Source organism: Capnocytophaga bilenii (assembly GCF_017565765.1).
GTDB classification, from domain to species: domain Bacteria; phylum Bacteroidota; class Bacteroidia; order Flavobacteriales; family Flavobacteriaceae; genus Capnocytophaga; species Capnocytophaga bilenii.
In genome coordinates this window covers 369,617-386,615 of record NZ_JAGDYP010000002.1, presented here as the reverse complement: position 1 = coordinate 386,615, position 16,999 = coordinate 369,617, and the positions used below count along the sequence as shown (strand labels likewise).

Here is a 16,999-nt window from a genome sequence, read left to right as displayed (position 1 = left end):
AAAAACCTTAATAAAGGATACGATTATTGTTTAATTACACAGTTTTTCATAAGTAGGTGTTACGTCTTTAAACGTTGAAGTTTCTTTGATTTAAAGGGGTTTAAGGGGCTATCTTCCCCTTACTTTCCCCTTACTTTCCCCTTACTTTCCCCTTACTTTCCCCTTACTTTCCCCTTACTTTCCCCTTACCTTCCCCTTACCCTTACCTTCCCCTTACCTTCCCCTTACTTTCTCCTTACTTTCTCCTTACTTTCTCCTTACTTTCTCCTTACTTTCTCCTTACTTTCTCCTTACTTTCTCCTTACTTTCTCCTTACTTTCCCTTATCCTTCTCTCAACCTTCGCTGAAGGTTCGCTGAAGGTTCGGAAAGGTAGGTGAGCTGCACGGGCAGGGGGTGCGCATAGGGAGATTTGGCAAGAAACAAAAAATTCTTCTGAAAAATTTGCATACTCAATAAAAAATATTACTTTTGCCGAAAATTTTCAAAATACAAACTTTATGTACTGGACGTTAGAACTCGCTTCACACCTAAGTGATGCCCCTTGGCCTGCTACCAAAGACGAACTTATAGACTATGCTATCCGTACAGGAGCCCCTATGGAAGTAGTTGAAAATCTGCAAGAAATGGAAGACGAAGGCGATATGTATGAATCTATTGATGAAATATGGCCTGATTATCCTTCTGAAGAAGATTTCCTTTGGAATGAAGATGAATATTAAAAAAGTCTCCAACGAGAGACTTTTTTTAATTAACAAAATAACAAAACAAACTGACAATTTGTCAGCTCTACCCCCTTTGGTATATTTATTGACATTTCATAATTCATAATTCAAAATTCATAATTATATAAATGAGTCTTATCAATTCCCTAATAAAAATATTCGTAGGCGACAAAGCCAAAAACGATTTAAAAGCGATTCAGCCCATAGTAGAAAAAATTAAAACTTACGCAGGGCAACTTGAAAACATCAGCAATGACGAGCTGCGAGCTAAAACCATTGAGTTTAAAAATAAAATAAAAGAAGCTCGCACTGCTCTTGATAGCAAAATTGCTACCTTACAAGAGCAGGCTAACGCTACTGATAGCATAGACGCTAAGGAAGACCTCTATGTGGAGATAGACAAACTAAGTCAGGAGGCTTATCAGGTTTCGGAAAAAGTGCTAAACGAAATTTTGCCTGAAGCGTTTGCTACTATGAAAGAAACAGCACGCCGCTTTGCCAACAACGAGACTATTGCCGTAACAGCTACTGAACGTGATCGTGAGCTATCTGCCTCACACGACTACGTATCAATTGATGGCGATAAAGCTATCTGGAAAAACCATTGGGATGCCGCTGGAAAAGATGTTACTTGGGATATGGTGCATTACGATGTGCAACTTATCGGGGGGATAGCGCTTCACCAAGGTAAAATTGCCGAAATGCAAACAGGGGAAGGTAAAACTCTCGTGGCTACGCTTCCTGTATACCTCAACGCTCTTACTGGCAATGGAGTGCACTTGGTAACCGTCAATGACTACCTCGCACGCCGCGATAGTGCTTGGATGGGACCCCTATTTGAGTTTCACGGTTTGCGTGTAGATTGTATTGACAATCACCAGCCTAATTCTGCCGCTCGCCGCAACGCTTATAACGCCGATATCACTTACGGAACTAATAACGAATTTGGTTTTGACTACCTGCGCGACAATATGGCGCACACTTCTGAAGACTTGGTGCAACGCGCTCACAACTACGCCATTGTCGATGAGGTGGACTCGGTACTTATTGACGATGCGCGTACGCCGCTTATCATTTCAGGACCTACTCCTAAAGGCGAATTACACGAGTTCAACGAACTTAAACCTATAGTAGCCGATTTGGTAGCTAAACAACGTACTTATCTTACTAAAGTGCTTGCCGATGCCCGCAAACTTATTGCTGAAGGAAATACGAAAGAAGGGGGATTCCTCCTATTGCGCGTACACCGTGGGCTGCCTAAAAACAATGCCCTTATCAAATTCCTTAGCGAAGAAGGTGTAAAACAATTGCTACAGAAAACCGAAAACTACTATATGCAGGATAACAATCGCGAAATGCCAAAGGTGGATGCCGAATTGTACTTCGTGATTGACGAAAAGAACAACCAAATAGAACTTACCGACAAAGGATTTGCGGACATCGCCTACGATGGTGATAAAGATTTCTTTGTACTTCCTGATATAGGGGTAGAAATTGCTGAAATAGAGAACAAAAAACTGCCTATTGAAGAAGAAGCCGCGCTTAAAGATAAACTTTTTAAAGACTTCAGCGTAAAAAGTGAGCGTATTCATACCCTCAACCAGCTGCTAAAAGCCTACACACTCTTTGAAAAAGATGTAGAGTATGTAGTAATTGACAATAAAGTGCTTATCGTAGACGAGCAAACAGGTCGTATAATGGACGGAAGACGTTACTCTGACGGATTGCACCAAGCGATTGAAGCTAAAGAGAATGTGAAGATTGAAGCGGCTACCCAAACCTACGCTACTATCACCTTGCAAAACTACTTCCGTATGTACAGCAAGCTATCGGGTATGACAGGTACGGCGATTACTGAGGCTGGTGAGTTTTGGGAAATCTACAAGTTGGATGTAATGGAAATCCCAACCAACCGCCCTATTGCGCGCAAAGACCACAACGACCTTATCTATAAAACTAAACGCGAGAAATACAACGCTGTAATTGACAAAGTAGTAGAACTATCGGTAGCTGGTCGCCCAGTGCTTATCGGTACTACTTCTGTAGAAGTATCGGAACTGCTTAGCCGTATGCTTACAATGCGTAAAATAAAACACAATGTACTGAACGCTAAGTTACACAAAAAAGAAGCTGAAATTGTAGCCGAAGCAGGGCAATCAGGAGTAGTAACCATCGCTACCAATATGGCGGGTCGTGGTACCGACATCAAGCTAAGCCCAGAGGTGAAAGCTGCTGGCGGTTTGGCTATCATAGGCACCGAACGACACGATTCACGCCGTGTAGACCGTCAGTTACGTGGTCGTTCTGGTCGTCAAGGTGACCCAGGAAGTTCGCTATTCTACGTGTCGTTGGAAGATAACCTTATGCGCCTATTCGGTTCTGAGCGCATCGCTCGCCTAATGGATAGATTAGGACACAAAGAAGGTGATGTAATAGAGCACTCTATAATGACCAAACGTATAGAAACAGCTCAGAAAAAAGTAGAAGAAAACAACTTCGGTATCCGTAAGCGTTTGTTGGAATACGATGATGTGATGAACGCACAACGCGAGGTGATTTACAAACGCCGCCGCCACGCCTTAGAGGGCGAACGCCTAAAGGTGGATTTGGCAAATATGATATTTGATACCTGCGAAGTAATCGTTGAAAACAATAAAGGTGGTAATAACTACAAGAACTTTGAGTTTGAGCTTATTAAATACTTCTCATTAAAGACTCAAATCAGTGAGAGTGAATTTGCAAAAGGTTCTAACAACGATTTAACGTTCAAACTTTACCACGAGGTGCTAAACCACTATCAGGAAAAAACAGAACGCAATGCGGCTACGGCTTTCCCTGTTATCAAAGAAGTGTATGAAAACCCTTCAAATACCTATGAGCGCATCGTTGTTCCTTTCACCGATGGGCAAAAGATGTTCAATATCGTTACCGACCTAAAAGAGGCATACGAAACACAAGGCAAGAAGCTCATCAGTGATTTTGAGAAGAATATCACCTTAGCTATTATTGATGAAGAGTGGAAAACACATTTGCGCCGAATGGACGAACTGAAACAATCAGTGCAATTGGCGGTACACGAACAGAAAGACCCGCTACTCATCTACAAATTTGAGGCTTACCAGCTTTTCAAAACAATGATTGATAAGGTGAATAAAGAAATCGTATCATTCTTGTTCAAAGCCGAATTGCCTAATCAAAACGCCCCTGTACAAGAAGCGCACGCTCCTGTAAGGCAACGCGACAACTATCAAACTAATAAGGAAGAAACTCTCAATAGTGATGAGATGGCACAACGCGCTCGCGAGGTGGGTGAACAGGCTTCGCAACGCCGCTCGGTAGTAGAAACCATAGTGCGTGAGCAACCTAAAGTGGGGCGTAATGATAAAGTTATTGTGCAAAATATCCGTAACGGTGAGCGCAAAGAAATGAAGTACAAACAAGCTACTTCGCTTATTGATAGCGGAGATTGGATTATCGTTCCTAAATAGTAAGTTTTTTTCATAGACACTAAAATAGGCTACCTGAAGAAAGTTTTCAGATAGCCTATTTTATTGTTGTTATGATTTGTGTTATATCCCTGTATAGTTTTCAGGAGTAATAGCTTTTAGTTCGGCTTTTATAGCTTCACTTACCTCCAAAGTATCTATAAATTGCGCAATAGTTTCGGCAGTGATAGCGGCATTGGTACGGGTAAGCCCTTTGAGTGCTTCATACGGATTGGGGTAACCCTCTCGGCGCAATATAGTTTGTATAGCTTCGGCTACTACAGCCCAATGTTCATTGAGGTCTTGGCGTATTTTAGCCTCATTTAGCAGCAACTTATTTAGTCCTTTGAGGGTAGATTGCAAAGCAATGAGTGTATGCCCAAAAGGCACCCCTACATTGCGCAATACGGTACTATCAGTAAGGTCGCGTTGCAAGCGCGAAATAGGAAGTTTTGAGGCTAAATGCTCTAACAAAGCATTCGCAATCCCCAAATTACCTTCGGAATTTTCAAAATCTATCGGATTCACCTTATGAGGCATCGCCGATGAACCTACTTCGCCTGCTTTTATCTGCTGTTTGAAGTAATCCATAGAGATGTATGTCCAGATGTCTCTATTGAGGTCTATTAGTATCGTATTGATACGTTTTAGTCCGTCAAAAAGGGCTGCTAAATGGTCGTAATGCTCTATTTGAGTAGTGGGGAATGAATGATGTAGCCCCAAAACATCTTCCACGAAGTGTGTGCCAAAAGCTTTCCAATCTATTTGAGGATAAGCTACTTTATGGGCATTGTAATTACCCGTAGCCCCTCCGAATTTAGCTGCAAAAGGCACTTGTTTGAGCAAGCGCAATTGCTCTTTGATACGCACTACAAATACTTGTAGTTCTTTGCCTAAGCGCGTAGGCGATGCAGGTTGCCCGTGTGTGCGTGCCAATAGGGGTACATCAGCCCAATCTTCTGCCAATAGCGCTAGCTTTTCGGTAAGCTGCTCCAATGATGGGTAATACACCTGTTCCATTGCCTCTTTGATGCTCAGTGGGATGGCTGTATTATTGATATCTTGTGAAGTAAGCCCGAAGTGAATAAACTCTTTGTAGCCCTTCAGCAGTAGCTTATCAAATACTTTTTTGATATAGTATTCCACCGCTTTTACATCGTGGTTGGTAACCTTTTCTATACCTTTAATTTCAAGAACCTCATCTGTAGTAAAAATCTGATAAATAGTTCTCAGCTCGTCATAGCGTTCTTTAGGAAAATCTTTCAGTTGTGGTAATTTCTGTTCGCATAAAGCAATAAAATACTCTATTTCCACCAATATACGATAGCGAATGAGTGCTCCTTCCGAGAAAAAAGGCACCAAAGCAGCTGTTTTGTCGGCGTATCTGCCATCAATAGGTGATATTGCGTGTAAGCTCATAATTATAATCTTAATTTTTTAGTTATTTTTAGTGTGTAGTAGGCGTGTTAGCTTGATAGCCAAATCGGTAAAGATGAGTTTGCCATTGCCATTACGCTCTACGTGATAGGTAGCTTCTTCTATTAGGTTATGTATTTTTTCAATATTATTGCCGTGTATGAAAGGGGCAAACTTTTGTAACTGGAAAGTAGGGTCGGTGAATTGCATATACACCAAGCCCGTAGCGGTATAGTTTAACAAGAATGCTTGTCTAAACACTTCGGCACAATACTGCAAGAATTGTTTTTGAGTTTCGCGCCCTGTAGCACTCACCTCTTCGCTCCACTGCAAAAGTCCGTGTATAGAGGCTTTATTGCCTTTAGCACGATAAGCCGTTCGCACCCACGCTATAAACCAACGCTCAAACACCACCTCTTCATCTTCTTTGTCTTGCATTAGTAGCAAAGCTTTGTTGAAGTTGCCTTGTGAGCGGATAGCTATTTGGGTAGCTTTATTTTCACTGACCCCTCGTGCTAAAATACCTTCTTTAATAGCCTGTTCGCTCAGCGGAGGAAATCGCAGTAGCTGGCAGCGCGATTTGATGGTGTCCAACAGTGCATTTTCGTCTTCAACAACCAACAGAAACAATGTTTTTTCAGGAGGTTCTTCTAAAAGTTTCAGTAGTTTATTAGCCGTTTGCACGTTCATCTTTTCAGCCATCCAGATAATCATCACCTTATAGCCTCCTTCAAATGATTTTAGAGCGAGCTTGCTTGTTATTTCTTTGGCTTCGTTTACGCCTATGTTAGCTTGTTTTTTTTCTACCCCCAAATAAGTAAGCCAATCAAACAAAGTACCATAGGGTTGCGCTTGCAGAAAAGCACGCCACTCGGTCATAAACAAGGAACTTACAGGGTCTTTTTTCACCTTGTCGTTAGCAGCGGTGGGGAAAACGAAGTGCAAATCGGGGTGTGCTAATTGGGCACACTGGGCTTGTGCTTTAGGATTATTCGCCGCTAAGAGAAGTGAGGCATAAGCTATCGCCATAGGCAATGCACCCTGCCCTTCGGCAGCTACAAAAAGCTGAGCGTGTGGTATGCGCCCTGCCTCCACACTTGCTTTTAAATACCCTTTAATGTGGTCGTATCCTAAAATATCTTTAAATTCCATTATTGTCCTTTTCTTAATTACAAAGGCTCTTGTTTATTACTTCTGAAATGTATAATTGATATAACCCCTTCCTCTTCCAAAACTTCATAATATACTGCAAATTTATAATTAAGAAAGCTCTTCTTATATAATTCTAAATGCTCTATATAATTTGCTAAGAAATAAGGAGTTTCTTTCAGTTCTTTTTCAAGAGCGTCTACAGCGTCTATAATTTTCTGAGAATAAGCATATGATTTATTATGTCTATACCAAAAATCAAGGGTGTCAAGATAATTTATTCTAGCCCTTAACGACCATCTCACTTCCATAACGCTCCCTTGCATCTTTTTGTACTTCTGAATGACTAAACCACAAACCCGCACGTGTCTCTTTTTTAGAAAGTTCTATTTCTAAAAGCTCTTTTTCAGTAAGTGTATCATCATTAAATACACTTTTTATATTTCTTACTTCTTTTGAAACTATTGTTTCTTCAATTTCTATTGCATTCATAAAACATTATTTTTTATTACTGTCCTTTCTTCCTCATTCTCATATTCAAAAATTCTACCCCTAAAGAGAAGGCTATGGCAAAATACAAATATCCTTTAGGTACAGCTCCTACAGTTTGTCCTGCCAATACAGCTTCTGAAAGGTGCATACTTTCGGTTACTAACATAAAGCCGATAAGTATCAAAAACGAAAGAGCTAATATTTGGATAGATGGGTTGCGATTTACGAAGTTGCCTACTGGAGTAGCAAACTGCATCATTATAGCTACTGAAAGCACTACTGCAGCAATCATTATATAAATAGCCCCGCCCAAACCATTGGTCATACCTACCGCAGTGAGGATACTATCTAACGAAAAAATAAGGTCTATGAGCAATATTTGGGCAATAACCCCTCCTAAAGAAGCGTGTTGATTTGCTTTTGGAGCATCCGATTCGGTAACATGCTCAATGTGATTAACTTTAGCGTGTATTTCTTTGGTAGATTTGTAGAGCAAAAAGATACCTCCACTTAATAAAATAAGAGCTTGCCCGTTGAAGTGTGCCGAGAACCACCCCCAATCAATAGAAAACAGAGGGTCTTTAAGTTTTACTAACACCGAGATACCCAACAGCAGGGCAATACGCAAAAACATTGCTAAGAATAACCCTATACGAGTAGCGCGTTTGCGTTTATTTTCGGGTAATTTTCCCGTTACTATTGATATAAATATCACATTATCAATCCCTAATACAATTTCAAGAAAAGTAAGGGTAATAAGAGCCACAAGGGCATCGGCAGTAAAAAGTACTTCCATTTAATTAGTGTTTAAGTTTAGTTTTTTAAGAATGCAAAAAAATCATCAACATTATCATAGAAAGGCGTTTCTTTATCCTTTATCAATTTTTCAGCCTCAGCCATAGCTTCTTTTGTTTCTTGGTTGGGAATATCTTTTTTTGTATTTAGTTCTTCAACATTAAGAATATTAAAGTTAAGGCTTCTGAGTATATTTAAAGCATTTTCTATAGAAATTCCTTGTGGAGGTGAGGTTAAAATTGCATTCATTTTCTATTATCTTTATTTACAGGGCAAAGGTACAAAATAATGTTTAATTATCAATGTTTAATGATTAATTTCGTTCCCACGCCAATTCCCTGACAAGCTCCCCCGAATCTTGAGCGAAGGTTGAGCGAAGGATAAGCGAAGGATAAGCGAAGGAAAGTCGGCGGGCTGGTGCAGCCGAGTATGTGACGAAGGATAAGCTCGTGCGGCTCGCACCGAAAAATAAAAGTTTGTGCGGCTCGCACCGAGCGAGCTAACTACTAAGTACCAACGCCAATGCTTCTTCAAAAAGGGCTTCATAGCGTTCTGGAAGAGAAGTATGAAACTTCTTTTCATAAATTTGTTTTAGCACGTCTATGGGCTGTAAGTCGTTGAGGGCGAGTTCGCTTTGCAATGGAGCTTCAGCATCGTTTTCACCTTGCTGCAAACGTACATCTATGCGTGCCAAACGTACGTGTTTGTTGCCGATGGCTTTTAGTATTTCACTTTTGAGTTCCGGTGAAGGTTCGTTAAGGAGTACTTTCACTTCTAAAAAAGGCAGAGGCTCACTATTTGTAACGGCACTTTCAGGCAGTGCTTGAAGTGCTTGGAGTACCTTTTCGGGGTTTTGATGTTGTGCAGGAACACTGAGTAACGGGGTGTGTAATGGCACGGCAAGGGGTTGTATGTGCTGTATTTTATTCTCTATCAGCTGTATACACACTACCTGATGATTGTAATTGCGTTCGGCAAAAGAAAGAGGCAACGGACTTCCACTATAGCGAATATACTCTTTGCCTCCTAAAGCCTGTGCCTTGTGAATATGCCCCAATGCTACGTACTGCAATTGAGTAGGGAAAGCGGTTGTCTGCACCCCTTCTATCCCACCGATAATAGGGCGTTCGGCAGTATCGTCATCGCTCACTTCAGCACCTGTGGCGTGCAAATGCCCCATAGCTATCAGCGGTTTGTCTTGTGCTATTGTCAAAGCTCGTTGGGTAATTTGGTTGTAAAAAAGCGTAACCCCTTTGGCGTAATTGGGAGTTTGCTCTTCGTTTTTAGGATAGTCGCCCAAACGCAAAAAGGGAACAGCAAGGCAGTAAGCAACAATAGTATCACCTTTGTAAAGCGGAATGATAAGCGAATCGTAATCTATCTGCTTTTGGAGATTGCGCCTTACGTGTCCGATGAGGTGCACACGTGTATCCTCTAAAAGTGGCTGAGGCATCTCTAAACGCACAGGCGAATCGTGGTTGCCTGCGGTAGCAATAATTTGTAGCTGAGGAAAACGAGTGATTGCCCGATGCAAAAAATGATAAAACAACCTAAGCGACTCTACCGCAGGGTTTGCCGTATCAAATACATCACCGCTGATGAGCAACACGTCTATCTTCTGATTTTCAATAGTTTGTAATAACCAATTGAGAAAATGCTCGTGCTCGTGATAGCGGTCGTATTGGTAAAAGGTTTGCCCTAAATGCCAATCGGCAGTATGTAGTAAATTCATTTTTTATTATTTTTATTTTTTCAGCTGACAAAAATAATATATATTTGCGGTAAATTTGAAGTTTATGGATAAAAATTATAAAATGTTAGCCAAGACCTTCTTTGGTTTTGAAGATATATTGGCAGAAGAATTGCAGAATTTAGGAGCTATGAAAGTAGTAAAGGGCGTTCGTAGTGTAGAGTTTGTAGGCGATAAAGGTTTTATGTATAAAGCCAATTTGTGCCTACGTACAGCTCTGAAGATACTCAAGCCTATTGCTTCTTTCTACGTGCGTTCGGAAGAGGAATACTACCGCAAACTTTACGAATTTGATTGGGAAGAATATTTGGGGGTTAACCAAACTTTTGCTATTTCGGCAACTTTGCAAACAGAGCTTTTCAATCATACTCAATACGTAGCACTGAAAGCTAAAGATGCCATAGTTGATGCTTTTAGAGCGCGTACAGGCAAGCGTCCTAATGTAGATATACACCACCCCGATGTGCAGTTGCATATCCATATTCAGCGCAACGAGGTAATCGTCTCTCTTGATAGTTCAGGCAATTCGCTGCACCAACGGGGCTATCGTATGGCTACTAATATCGCACCTATCAACGAGGTACTTGCTGCTGGCATCCTCTTAATGAGTGGCTGGGATGGGCAGTGTGACTTTTTAGACCCGATGTGTGGTAGCGGCACTTTCCTGATAGAGGCTGCTATGATAGCTTGCAATATTCCTGCTAATATCCATCGCAAAGAATTTGCTTTTGAACGCTGGAACGACTTCGACCAGAAACTTTTTGATGTAATCTTCAATAGTTGTATCAAGAAAATGCGTGAGTTTCACCATCGCATAGTGGGGTACGACAAAGCTCCTTCGGCAGTGATGAAAGCTAAAGATAACCTACGCAATGCCGATTTGGCTCAATATGTAACCATTGAACAAAAAGACTTTTTTACCACCAAAAAAGAAAACAAAGAAGCTCCTTTGCACATCGTTTTCAATCCGCCCTACAATGAGCGATTGCCTATTGATACCGAAAAACTATACGCCTCAATAGGCGATACACTGAAAAACCATTACCCCAACACTGATGCGTGGTTTATCACCTCAAACCTTGAGGGAATGAAGTTCGTAGGCTTGCGCCCTTCACGCAAAATAAAGCTATACAACGGCAAGCTAGAAAGCCGCTTGCTACAATACAGAATGTATGAGGGTAGCAAAAAAGCAAAGTATCAAACTGAAAATGTGAATAATACTAAAAAATAAATAAAAAAGATAAAGTATAGCAGTTAATTGCAAAAAAAGATGTAATTTTGCAGCCGTAATTGTTTTTGTTCAAGAAAATGTTGAGATTAAAATTTCTTTTAAGTTGCTTTCTATTAGGTTTTTCTATAGTTATTGCTCAAGTAGATGAGAAAGCAGCTGCTAACAATGTAGACATCACACAGGTGAATGTAGACAACTTGTCGGATACACAAGTACAGACTATGTGGGCACGAGCGCAAGCTCAGGGCTACACTGTAGATCAGCTTATAGCTATGGCTCGCGCTCGTGGTATGCAAGAGATGCAAGCTATGAAACTAAGGCAGCGCATTATGCAACTTAGCAATGTAAAAAACAATGCTCCTACTGCTGCTACTGATAAAATGAGAAAACCTGCTGATGAAGAAGACATTTTTGGCTATACAGGTAATGAAGATAAAAGAAAACTTGCGACTAAAGGGGACGATAAAAATAAGGCAATCTTTGGCTTAGATTTCTTTAAAAACCCTAAAATATCATTTACTCCTAACCTTAATATGCCCACCCCTGACAACTACCAAATAGGTCCTGGCGATGAGTTATTAGTAGAAGTGTGGGGTGCTACCGAAGGGAACTTTAGACAAAAAGTAGATGCTGAAGGGAACATTTTCTTGAACGGAGTAGGACGTATACACGTAGGTGGACTTTCATTCTCAGACACTAAAGCAAAAATAAACAGTGCCTTAAAACGTATCTATTCGGGTATCTCTGCTCCTGATGGCAGCTATGCCAAGATATATACAGGGGTAACCATCAGTCAGGTACGTACCGTGAAGGTTAATATCATAGGCGAGGTGGTAGTACCAGGAACTTATTCACTAAGTTCGCTTTCAACAGTGCTTAACGCTTTATATGCTTGTGGGGGTCCTTCGCAAAATGGATCGTTTAGGGAAGTAAACCTTTTCAGAGGGGGCAAGAAAATAGCTACTTTTGATATTTACCAATTTCTTCTCAATGGTTCTGAAAAAGGCAATTTAGGATTGCAAGACCAAGACGTGCTGATAGTGCCGCCTTACAAAAACCGTATATGGGTGGAAGGCGAAGTAAAACGACAAGGTTTCTATGAAACTTTAGATAGTGAAACTTTAGCTAATTTGGTAAGCTTTTTTGGAGGGTTTACTTCGGATGCTTTCACCAATACACTTGTGCTAGAACGTATAAACAACGCTAAACGCGAAGTAAAAGAAATTGCTTTTTCAGAAATATCAAAACTGAAAATGGAAAATGGGGATAGGCTAAAAGTGCATTCTATCACTAAAGAATACCAAAACAGACTGAGCATAGGCGGTGCTGTGTATCAACCTGGGGTATATGAGTTTAAAGACGGAATGACTGCCCTTGACCTTATCAACAGAGCTAATGGTGTGAAAAAAGATGCTTCGCTCAACAAAGGACTCATCTTCCGTACCGAAAACAAAACAGATTACCAAACACTGAGCTTCTCAGTAAAAGAATTATTAGAAAAGAATACCGAAATACCCCTAAAAGACAATGATAGTATTCATATTTTCTACAAAGATGCCTTACAATACAAACGCTTTGTAAAGGTAGATGGAGCTGTAAATACTCCTAAAGAATTGCCTTATATGGAGAATATGACCGTAGAAGATGCGATACTCTTAGCAGGAGGGCTCTCTAATGGTGCTGACCCTTCAACAATAGAGGTGTTTCGAGAACTTAATGACGGCAGTTTTACAAAACTAAGCCAGACGTTTAAGGTATCTACTAACAATGAATTGATACCTCAAGGTGAAGGAATGGCTCTACAACCCAATGACTTGGTATCGGTGCGTTACCAAAAAGGTTTTACCCCAATGCAGACGGTATCTGTGATGGGCGAGGTATTATACCCTGGTATATATAGCATAGAGTCTAAAAGCGAACGCATTTCAGACTTGTTGGAACGAGCTGGAGGTTTTACGCCGTTTGCTTATAAGCAGGGAGTGACTTTGGTGCGCAAAAAAACAGATGAAGGAGATTTACAACAAGAAGATTTCTTGGAAGATTTAGTAGATGCTGAGAGTGATGCGAGCGATGCTAAAGGTAAATCATTAAAAAAGATAGTTAAGACCACCAATGAATACCGCATAGGCTTAAACATAAATAAAATACTAAAAAACAAACACAGCAAGTACGACTTGTTACTTAGCGAAGGTGATAAAATATTAGTACCTTCAGAAAAGCAAACAGTAGAAATACGTGGAGAAGTATTAGCACCTTCAATGGTGCGCTACCAAAAAGGCACCTCTCTTAGGCAGTATATAGACCAAGCGGGTGGTTTTTCTAATCTTTCTAAACGAAATGCTATCTATGTACTCTATGCCAACGGAAGTATTAAATCTACACGTAGATCATTGTTCTTTAACAACTATCCTAAATTGGAACCAGGAGCTATTATCATAGTTCCTACCAAACCAGAACGCAAACAAATGACTACTGGTGAAACTATTGGTATTATCTCGGCAATCACTACTATGGGTGTATTAATTTACAATGTAATAAAATAAATAGTATGGCAGTAACAAACGAACAACTCACTGATAAAGAAGACGAAATAGACTTGTTGGCTCTGCTCAATAAGATATTAAAAGCAAAAAAACGAATAGCTATATTCACCTTACTATTCCTGATAATAGGAGTGGTAGCAGCCCTCACTGCCGACAACGAATATACAGCTACTACTATTATGCTTCCACAAACTTCTGACAAAGGAGGTAGTGGTGGTTTAGGAGGCTTGGCGGCTTTAGCAGGTATTAACTTAAGTGGTAGTTCTTCAGAGGCTATACCTTTAAAAAGTTACGATAAAATTATAGCAAGTATCCCTTTTAGGAAGCAATTAGTACAAACCAAGCTTACATTTAAAGATTTGCCTAATGACATTACCTATGAAGAGTACCTCACTAAATATAGCAAACCCAGCCTAATGGGACGTATTATGGGTATATTTAGAAGCAAACCAGCAGCAACAACAGCTCCTACTACTGGAGTAAATGACACTATTATTACAACCCTCACTCCTGAAGAAAGAGGTATCCTCAATAGTATCGGAGGGCATATAAGTTTAGATATAAACGAGAAGGATGGTTATATAAATCTATCGTTTAGGATGCCTGAAGCCTTGCCCGCTGCACAGATGTTACAAAATGCTCAGCGACTGTTGCAAGAAGTAGTAACCAGCTTTAAACTGCAAAAAGCCAAAGAGGAATATGATTTTGTAGCAAAACGTTGTATAGAAGCTGAAAAAGACTTCAAATCTAAACAATATGCTGTAGCTCAGTTTCAAGACCAAAACCGCAACTTGTTTAGTAATTTACCACAAACAAGGCTACAACAACTGCAAGCGGAATACAACCTCGCTTTTAGCGTTTATACAGAGTTAGCCAAACAGTTGGAAACCAAACGTATCAAACTAAAAGAAGATCAACCTATTTTTACCATTATAGAACCTGTAAGTGTACCCAATGAGCGTACTAAGCCTAAAAAGGCACTTATCATAGCTATTTGGACGTTTGCAGGGCTCATTATAGGTATAGGTAGTGTATTTTTGAAAGACTTCAGAAATGCCCTAAAAGAAAAACAAGTAAATAACAATGACTAAAACAGCCTTTATAAGATGCTCAATAACAACTTACAACTTATAGAGTGTGTAACTACAGCCAATAAAGATTATCTACAATCTTTATTGGCTGTAGGATTTTATGCTATTGCCTTAAAAAGTGAGTTACAAGAGCTAACCACTCAGTTAGATTATTCACACTGCAACACTCAAATCCTTCTTTTAGACAATGAAACATCTCTCATTGGGCAACCTCTTACTCTGGAAGCTGTTGCGAAAAACTACCAAGAGGGTAACAGGCGCTTTTATAGTGCTATTAGAGGGAACGGCGGCTATCTACCTACCGAAAAACTCCTTACATACTTACAAGCTCTAAAAATAAATACCTCTATCAATCTTCTTGCTTTTGAGAGTGCTTACAATCAGTTATTAGCTCTTACCCAATAATGCAACCCCAACCGCACAATCTAAACAACGCTTACGTTGGCAATAATACTTGTACTGGTGCAATAACACCTGACTGTCAAAAGCACACTTCATTTCTGCTCCTAAGTTCTTAAAAGCATCTATAACTCCATTATTATCGGCAGGTAGTAGCTTCATTACCTCCATTAGTTCTTCACTCACATCTCTACCTTGCGTTTTATAATAAAGATACTTTAATGGAATAAGCACATTCACCCAAATAAGAGCTATAAAACTATCGCTTAACGGCTTTCTTACCTTTTTAGAAACCTTACCAAAGGTATAATGCGTTTCCCAAAACTCCGATAGCTTAACTTTAAAAAGTGTTTTCAAATCTTTAAAGCTTTTTACCTCTATCAATTGCGAAAAAAGCCCCTCCTTACTTTCATATACTTGTGCCAACTGTGCCAATCTAATTGTAGGAAAACCCTGTGGGCGTAATCCTTTAAAATTCATACGCAGAGGCAAGAGCCCTAAACTATACTTCTGTTTCAGATACACAAAATCCTCATATAGTTTTGTTACATACTGCCATTCGGTTTCCTCAGGTAACAAGCCTGCCAAGCCCAACAGCAAAGCTTCTAATCGCAAGGGGTGTACTCGTTCTTTTCTGATAACTGAAAAAGGCACTCCCCTACCCAACTGCATAAAAACCTCACCATTTACAGTTCCTCCAAAGTGTTTCAACAAACACATAAAAAGTACCTTTTCCCAGTCGTATTGGCAATCTATCCACAGTTGTCGTACAAGAGTAGCTTTTTCTTCCAATCGTTCCACTAAAAGCCGCTCATTCCAGCTAAGCAAAGTAATAGCAGGCACGGTATTATACAACCGCTCACAAGTAATAAACTTATACCCTCCAGCCAATGACTCCCGATAGGTACTCAATAACTCTTCAGACACCCAATTCCGAAGCTCTAAGGTAGGAATAGGCACGTTATTCACATCAAATACTTCTATATCGTGCTCCCATACTATATGTAGAATCACATTGTTATACGCTGTATCATATTCGTGTCCGTGTAAGTACCAGTCGGAAGACTTTAGGTGCATCTCTACACAGCCTGCCCAAAGCTGCTCACCAATAACCAGCTGTGCTCCCGTAAAATCAGGACCAGCAAGCCTATTATAAGTGCCAAAACAACGAATTTCTAACCTCTCGCCCGAAGTAAGCTCACAATGCAATGGCACTCGTTTATAACGCCAAAGATAATGCAAAAAATCCTCTTTCATCAGCCATTTATCTTAGCAGCTATCATCAGCCATAAGCGATAATAAAGCAAGGCAAACAAAGAGCCAATACACCAGCCCACTATCACATCTCCTGGGAAGTGCACCCCAAGGTAAATCCTGCTATAACTTACGATTACCGACCAGCATACCAACAGCACTCCTATATACTTTAAATATTTTTTCAACAACAAAGTAAAGAATACTGTCAGAGCCATTGTATTGGCAGCGTGAGCCGAAAAGAACCCATATTTACCTCCACAAATCACATAACGCATTTGCCCTGCCAAAGTTTCATCGTGGCAGGGACGCAAGCGTTCAAAACCGTATTTAAAAACATTTGCTACTTGGTCGGTAGTTGCGATAAGCAGCCCTACACATAGTAGTACAAATAACGTCTTTTTCCAATGTAAGTGTTTAATACAGAAATATAAGAGCAAGAAGTATAGCGGTAGTGAAGTCCATTGATTGGTAATCAGCAGCCATAGTGAATCGGCTGAAGAACTACCCCAACTATTTAAGAAACAAAGCAAATCTTTGTCTTTCTGAATAATAAATTCCAGCATAAGGTTGATTTTTAAGTACTGCAAAAATACAAAATAATTTTGAATTCTGAACGCTAAACTATGAATTTAATTTTACTATCACAAAGAGTAAGTTTAACAAATAAA

General features: G+C 40.1%; 15 protein-coding genes. 6 read left to right on the top strand and 9 right to left on the bottom strand.

The window, feature by feature from the left end:
• The first annotated feature begins 498 nt into the window (after window positions 1–498).
• On the top strand, window positions 499–720 hold the full coding sequence (locus J4N46_RS04080; RefSeq protein WP_009416034.1) for a DUF2795 domain-containing protein: 222 nt from the start codon (window positions 499–501) through the stop codon (window positions 718–720).
• 131 nt (window positions 721–851) lie between these two features.
• Window positions 852–4,211, top strand: coding sequence for a preprotein translocase subunit SecA (gene secA / locus J4N46_RS04075; protein ID WP_208058251.1), 3,360 nt, complete (start codon window positions 852–854; stop codon window positions 4,209–4,211).
• Window positions 4,212–4,292: 81 nt separating this feature from the next.
• Here the strand turns inward: secA and purB are convergent, their stop codons facing one another.
• From purB to J4N46_RS04040, 7 genes are all read right to left on the bottom strand, one after another.
• On the bottom strand, window positions 4,293–5,627 hold the full coding sequence (purB, locus tag J4N46_RS04070) for an adenylosuccinate lyase (protein ID WP_208058250.1): 1,335 nt from the start codon (window positions 5,625–5,627) through the stop codon (window positions 4,293–4,295).
• An 18-nt stretch (window positions 5,628–5,645) separates the two neighbouring features.
• A complete protein-coding gene (locus J4N46_RS04065; protein WP_009416031.1) occupies window positions 5,646–6,776 on the bottom strand; it encodes a DNA polymerase III subunit in 1,131 nt (376 codons plus the stop codon).
• A 17-nt stretch (window positions 6,777–6,793) separates the two neighbouring features.
• Entirely contained in the window at window positions 6,794–7,084 is a 291-nt protein-coding gene (locus J4N46_RS04060; protein ID WP_208058249.1) for a type II toxin-antitoxin system RelE/ParE family toxin, read from the bottom strand.
• The gene (locus J4N46_RS04055; RefSeq protein ID WP_208058248.1) at window positions 7,056–7,265 is read right to left on the bottom strand and encodes a hypothetical protein; all 210 of its coding nucleotides are present in this window, start codon (window positions 7,263–7,265) and stop codon (window positions 7,056–7,058) included. Before J4N46_RS04055 ends, J4N46_RS04060 begins: the two co-directional genes overlap by 29 nt.
• Window positions 7,266–7,281: 16 nt before the next feature.
• Entirely contained in the window at window positions 7,282–8,061 is a 780-nt protein-coding gene (locus J4N46_RS04050) for a TerC family protein (protein WP_208058247.1), read from the bottom strand.
• Window positions 8,062–8,078: 17 nt separating this feature from the next.
• Window positions 8,079–8,309 carry a toxin-antitoxin system, antitoxin component gene (locus J4N46_RS04045; protein WP_208058246.1) on the bottom strand — a complete coding sequence of 77 codons (231 nt, stop codon included), beginning with the start codon at window positions 8,307–8,309 and terminating at the stop codon, window positions 8,079–8,081.
• A 250-nt stretch (window positions 8,310–8,559) separates the two neighbouring features.
• The gene (locus J4N46_RS04040) at window positions 8,560–9,792 is read right to left on the bottom strand and encodes an exonuclease SbcCD subunit D (protein ID WP_208058245.1); all 1,233 of its coding nucleotides are present in this window, start codon (window positions 9,790–9,792) and stop codon (window positions 8,560–8,562) included.
• A gap of 64 nt (window positions 9,793–9,856) precedes the next feature.
• On the opposite strand from J4N46_RS04040, the gene J4N46_RS04035 reads away from it, so the two are divergent.
• The 4 genes from J4N46_RS04035 (at window position 9,857) to J4N46_RS04020 (ending at window position 15,080) form a co-directional block, all read left to right on the top strand.
• Window positions 9,857–11,041: a THUMP domain-containing class I SAM-dependent RNA methyltransferase gene (locus tag J4N46_RS04035; RefSeq protein ID WP_208058244.1), complete on the top strand. Its 1,185-nt coding sequence runs from the start codon at window positions 9,857–9,859 to the stop codon at window positions 11,039–11,041.
• 77 nt (window positions 11,042–11,118) lie between these two features.
• The gene (locus J4N46_RS04030) at window positions 11,119–13,584 is read left to right on the top strand and encodes an SLBB domain-containing protein (RefSeq protein ID WP_208058243.1); all 2,466 of its coding nucleotides are present in this window, start codon (window positions 11,119–11,121) and stop codon (window positions 13,582–13,584) included.
• Window positions 13,585–13,589: 5 nt separating this feature from the next.
• Entirely contained in the window at window positions 13,590–14,675 is a 1,086-nt protein-coding gene (locus J4N46_RS04025) for a Wzz/FepE/Etk N-terminal domain-containing protein (RefSeq protein WP_208058242.1), read from the top strand.
• Window positions 14,676–14,690: 15 nt separating this feature from the next.
• Window positions 14,691–15,080, top strand: a complete 390-nt coding sequence (locus tag J4N46_RS04020; protein ID WP_208058241.1) for a pyruvate carboxyltransferase — start codon at window positions 14,691–14,693, stop codon at window positions 15,078–15,080.
• Here the strand turns inward: J4N46_RS04020 and J4N46_RS04015 are convergent.
• Together J4N46_RS04015 and J4N46_RS04010 are read right to left on the bottom strand one after the other, a co-directional pair.
• A complete protein-coding gene (locus J4N46_RS04015) occupies window positions 15,063–16,331 on the bottom strand; it encodes a DUF2851 family protein (protein ID WP_208058240.1) in 1,269 nt (422 codons plus the stop codon). The genes J4N46_RS04020 and J4N46_RS04015 overlap by 18 nt on opposite strands.
• Window positions 16,331–16,894, bottom strand: a complete 564-nt coding sequence (locus tag J4N46_RS04010) for a phosphatase PAP2 family protein (RefSeq protein ID WP_208058239.1) — start codon at window positions 16,892–16,894, stop codon at window positions 16,331–16,333. The genes J4N46_RS04015 and J4N46_RS04010 overlap by 1 nt, the downstream gene beginning before the upstream one ends.
• Window positions 16,895–16,999: the final 105 nt, after the last annotated feature.

Coding starts and splice junctions, on each gene's coding strand:
- J4N46_RS04080 (WP_009416034.1), top strand. CDS start 499: ATGTACTGGACGTTAGAACTCGCTTCACACCTAAGTGATGCCCCTTGG.
- secA (WP_208058251.1), top strand. CDS start 852: ATGAGTCTTATCAATTCCCTAATAAAAATATTCGTAGGCGACAAAGCC.
- purB (WP_208058250.1), bottom strand. CDS start 5,627: ATGAGCTTACACGCAATATCACCTATTGATGGCAGATACGCCGACAAA.
- J4N46_RS04065 (WP_009416031.1), bottom strand. CDS start 6,776: ATGGAATTTAAAGATATTTTAGGATACGACCACATTAAAGGGTATTTA.
- J4N46_RS04060 (WP_208058249.1), bottom strand. CDS start 7,084: ATGGAAGTGAGATGGTCGTTAAGGGCTAGAATAAATTATCTTGACACC.
- J4N46_RS04055 (WP_208058248.1), bottom strand. CDS start 7,265: ATGAATGCAATAGAAATTGAAGAAACAATAGTTTCAAAAGAAGTAAGA.
- J4N46_RS04050 (WP_208058247.1), bottom strand. CDS start 8,061: ATGGAAGTACTTTTTACTGCCGATGCCCTTGTGGCTCTTATTACCCTT.
- J4N46_RS04045 (WP_208058246.1), bottom strand. CDS start 8,309: ATGAATGCAATTTTAACCTCACCTCCACAAGGAATTTCTATAGAAAAT.
- J4N46_RS04040 (WP_208058245.1), bottom strand. CDS start 9,792: ATGAATTTACTACATACTGCCGATTGGCATTTAGGGCAAACCTTTTAC.
- J4N46_RS04035 (WP_208058244.1), top strand. CDS start 9,857: ATGGATAAAAATTATAAAATGTTAGCCAAGACCTTCTTTGGTTTTGAA.
- J4N46_RS04030 (WP_208058243.1), top strand. CDS start 11,119: ATGTTGAGATTAAAATTTCTTTTAAGTTGCTTTCTATTAGGTTTTTCT.
- J4N46_RS04025 (WP_208058242.1), top strand. CDS start 13,590: ATGGCAGTAACAAACGAACAACTCACTGATAAAGAAGACGAAATAGAC.
- J4N46_RS04020 (WP_208058241.1), top strand. CDS start 14,691: ATGCTCAATAACAACTTACAACTTATAGAGTGTGTAACTACAGCCAAT.
- J4N46_RS04015 (WP_208058240.1), bottom strand. CDS start 16,331: ATGAAAGAGGATTTTTTGCATTATCTTTGGCGTTATAAACGAGTGCCA.
- J4N46_RS04010 (WP_208058239.1), bottom strand. CDS start 16,894: ATGCTGGAATTTATTATTCAGAAAGACAAAGATTTGCTTTGTTTCTTA.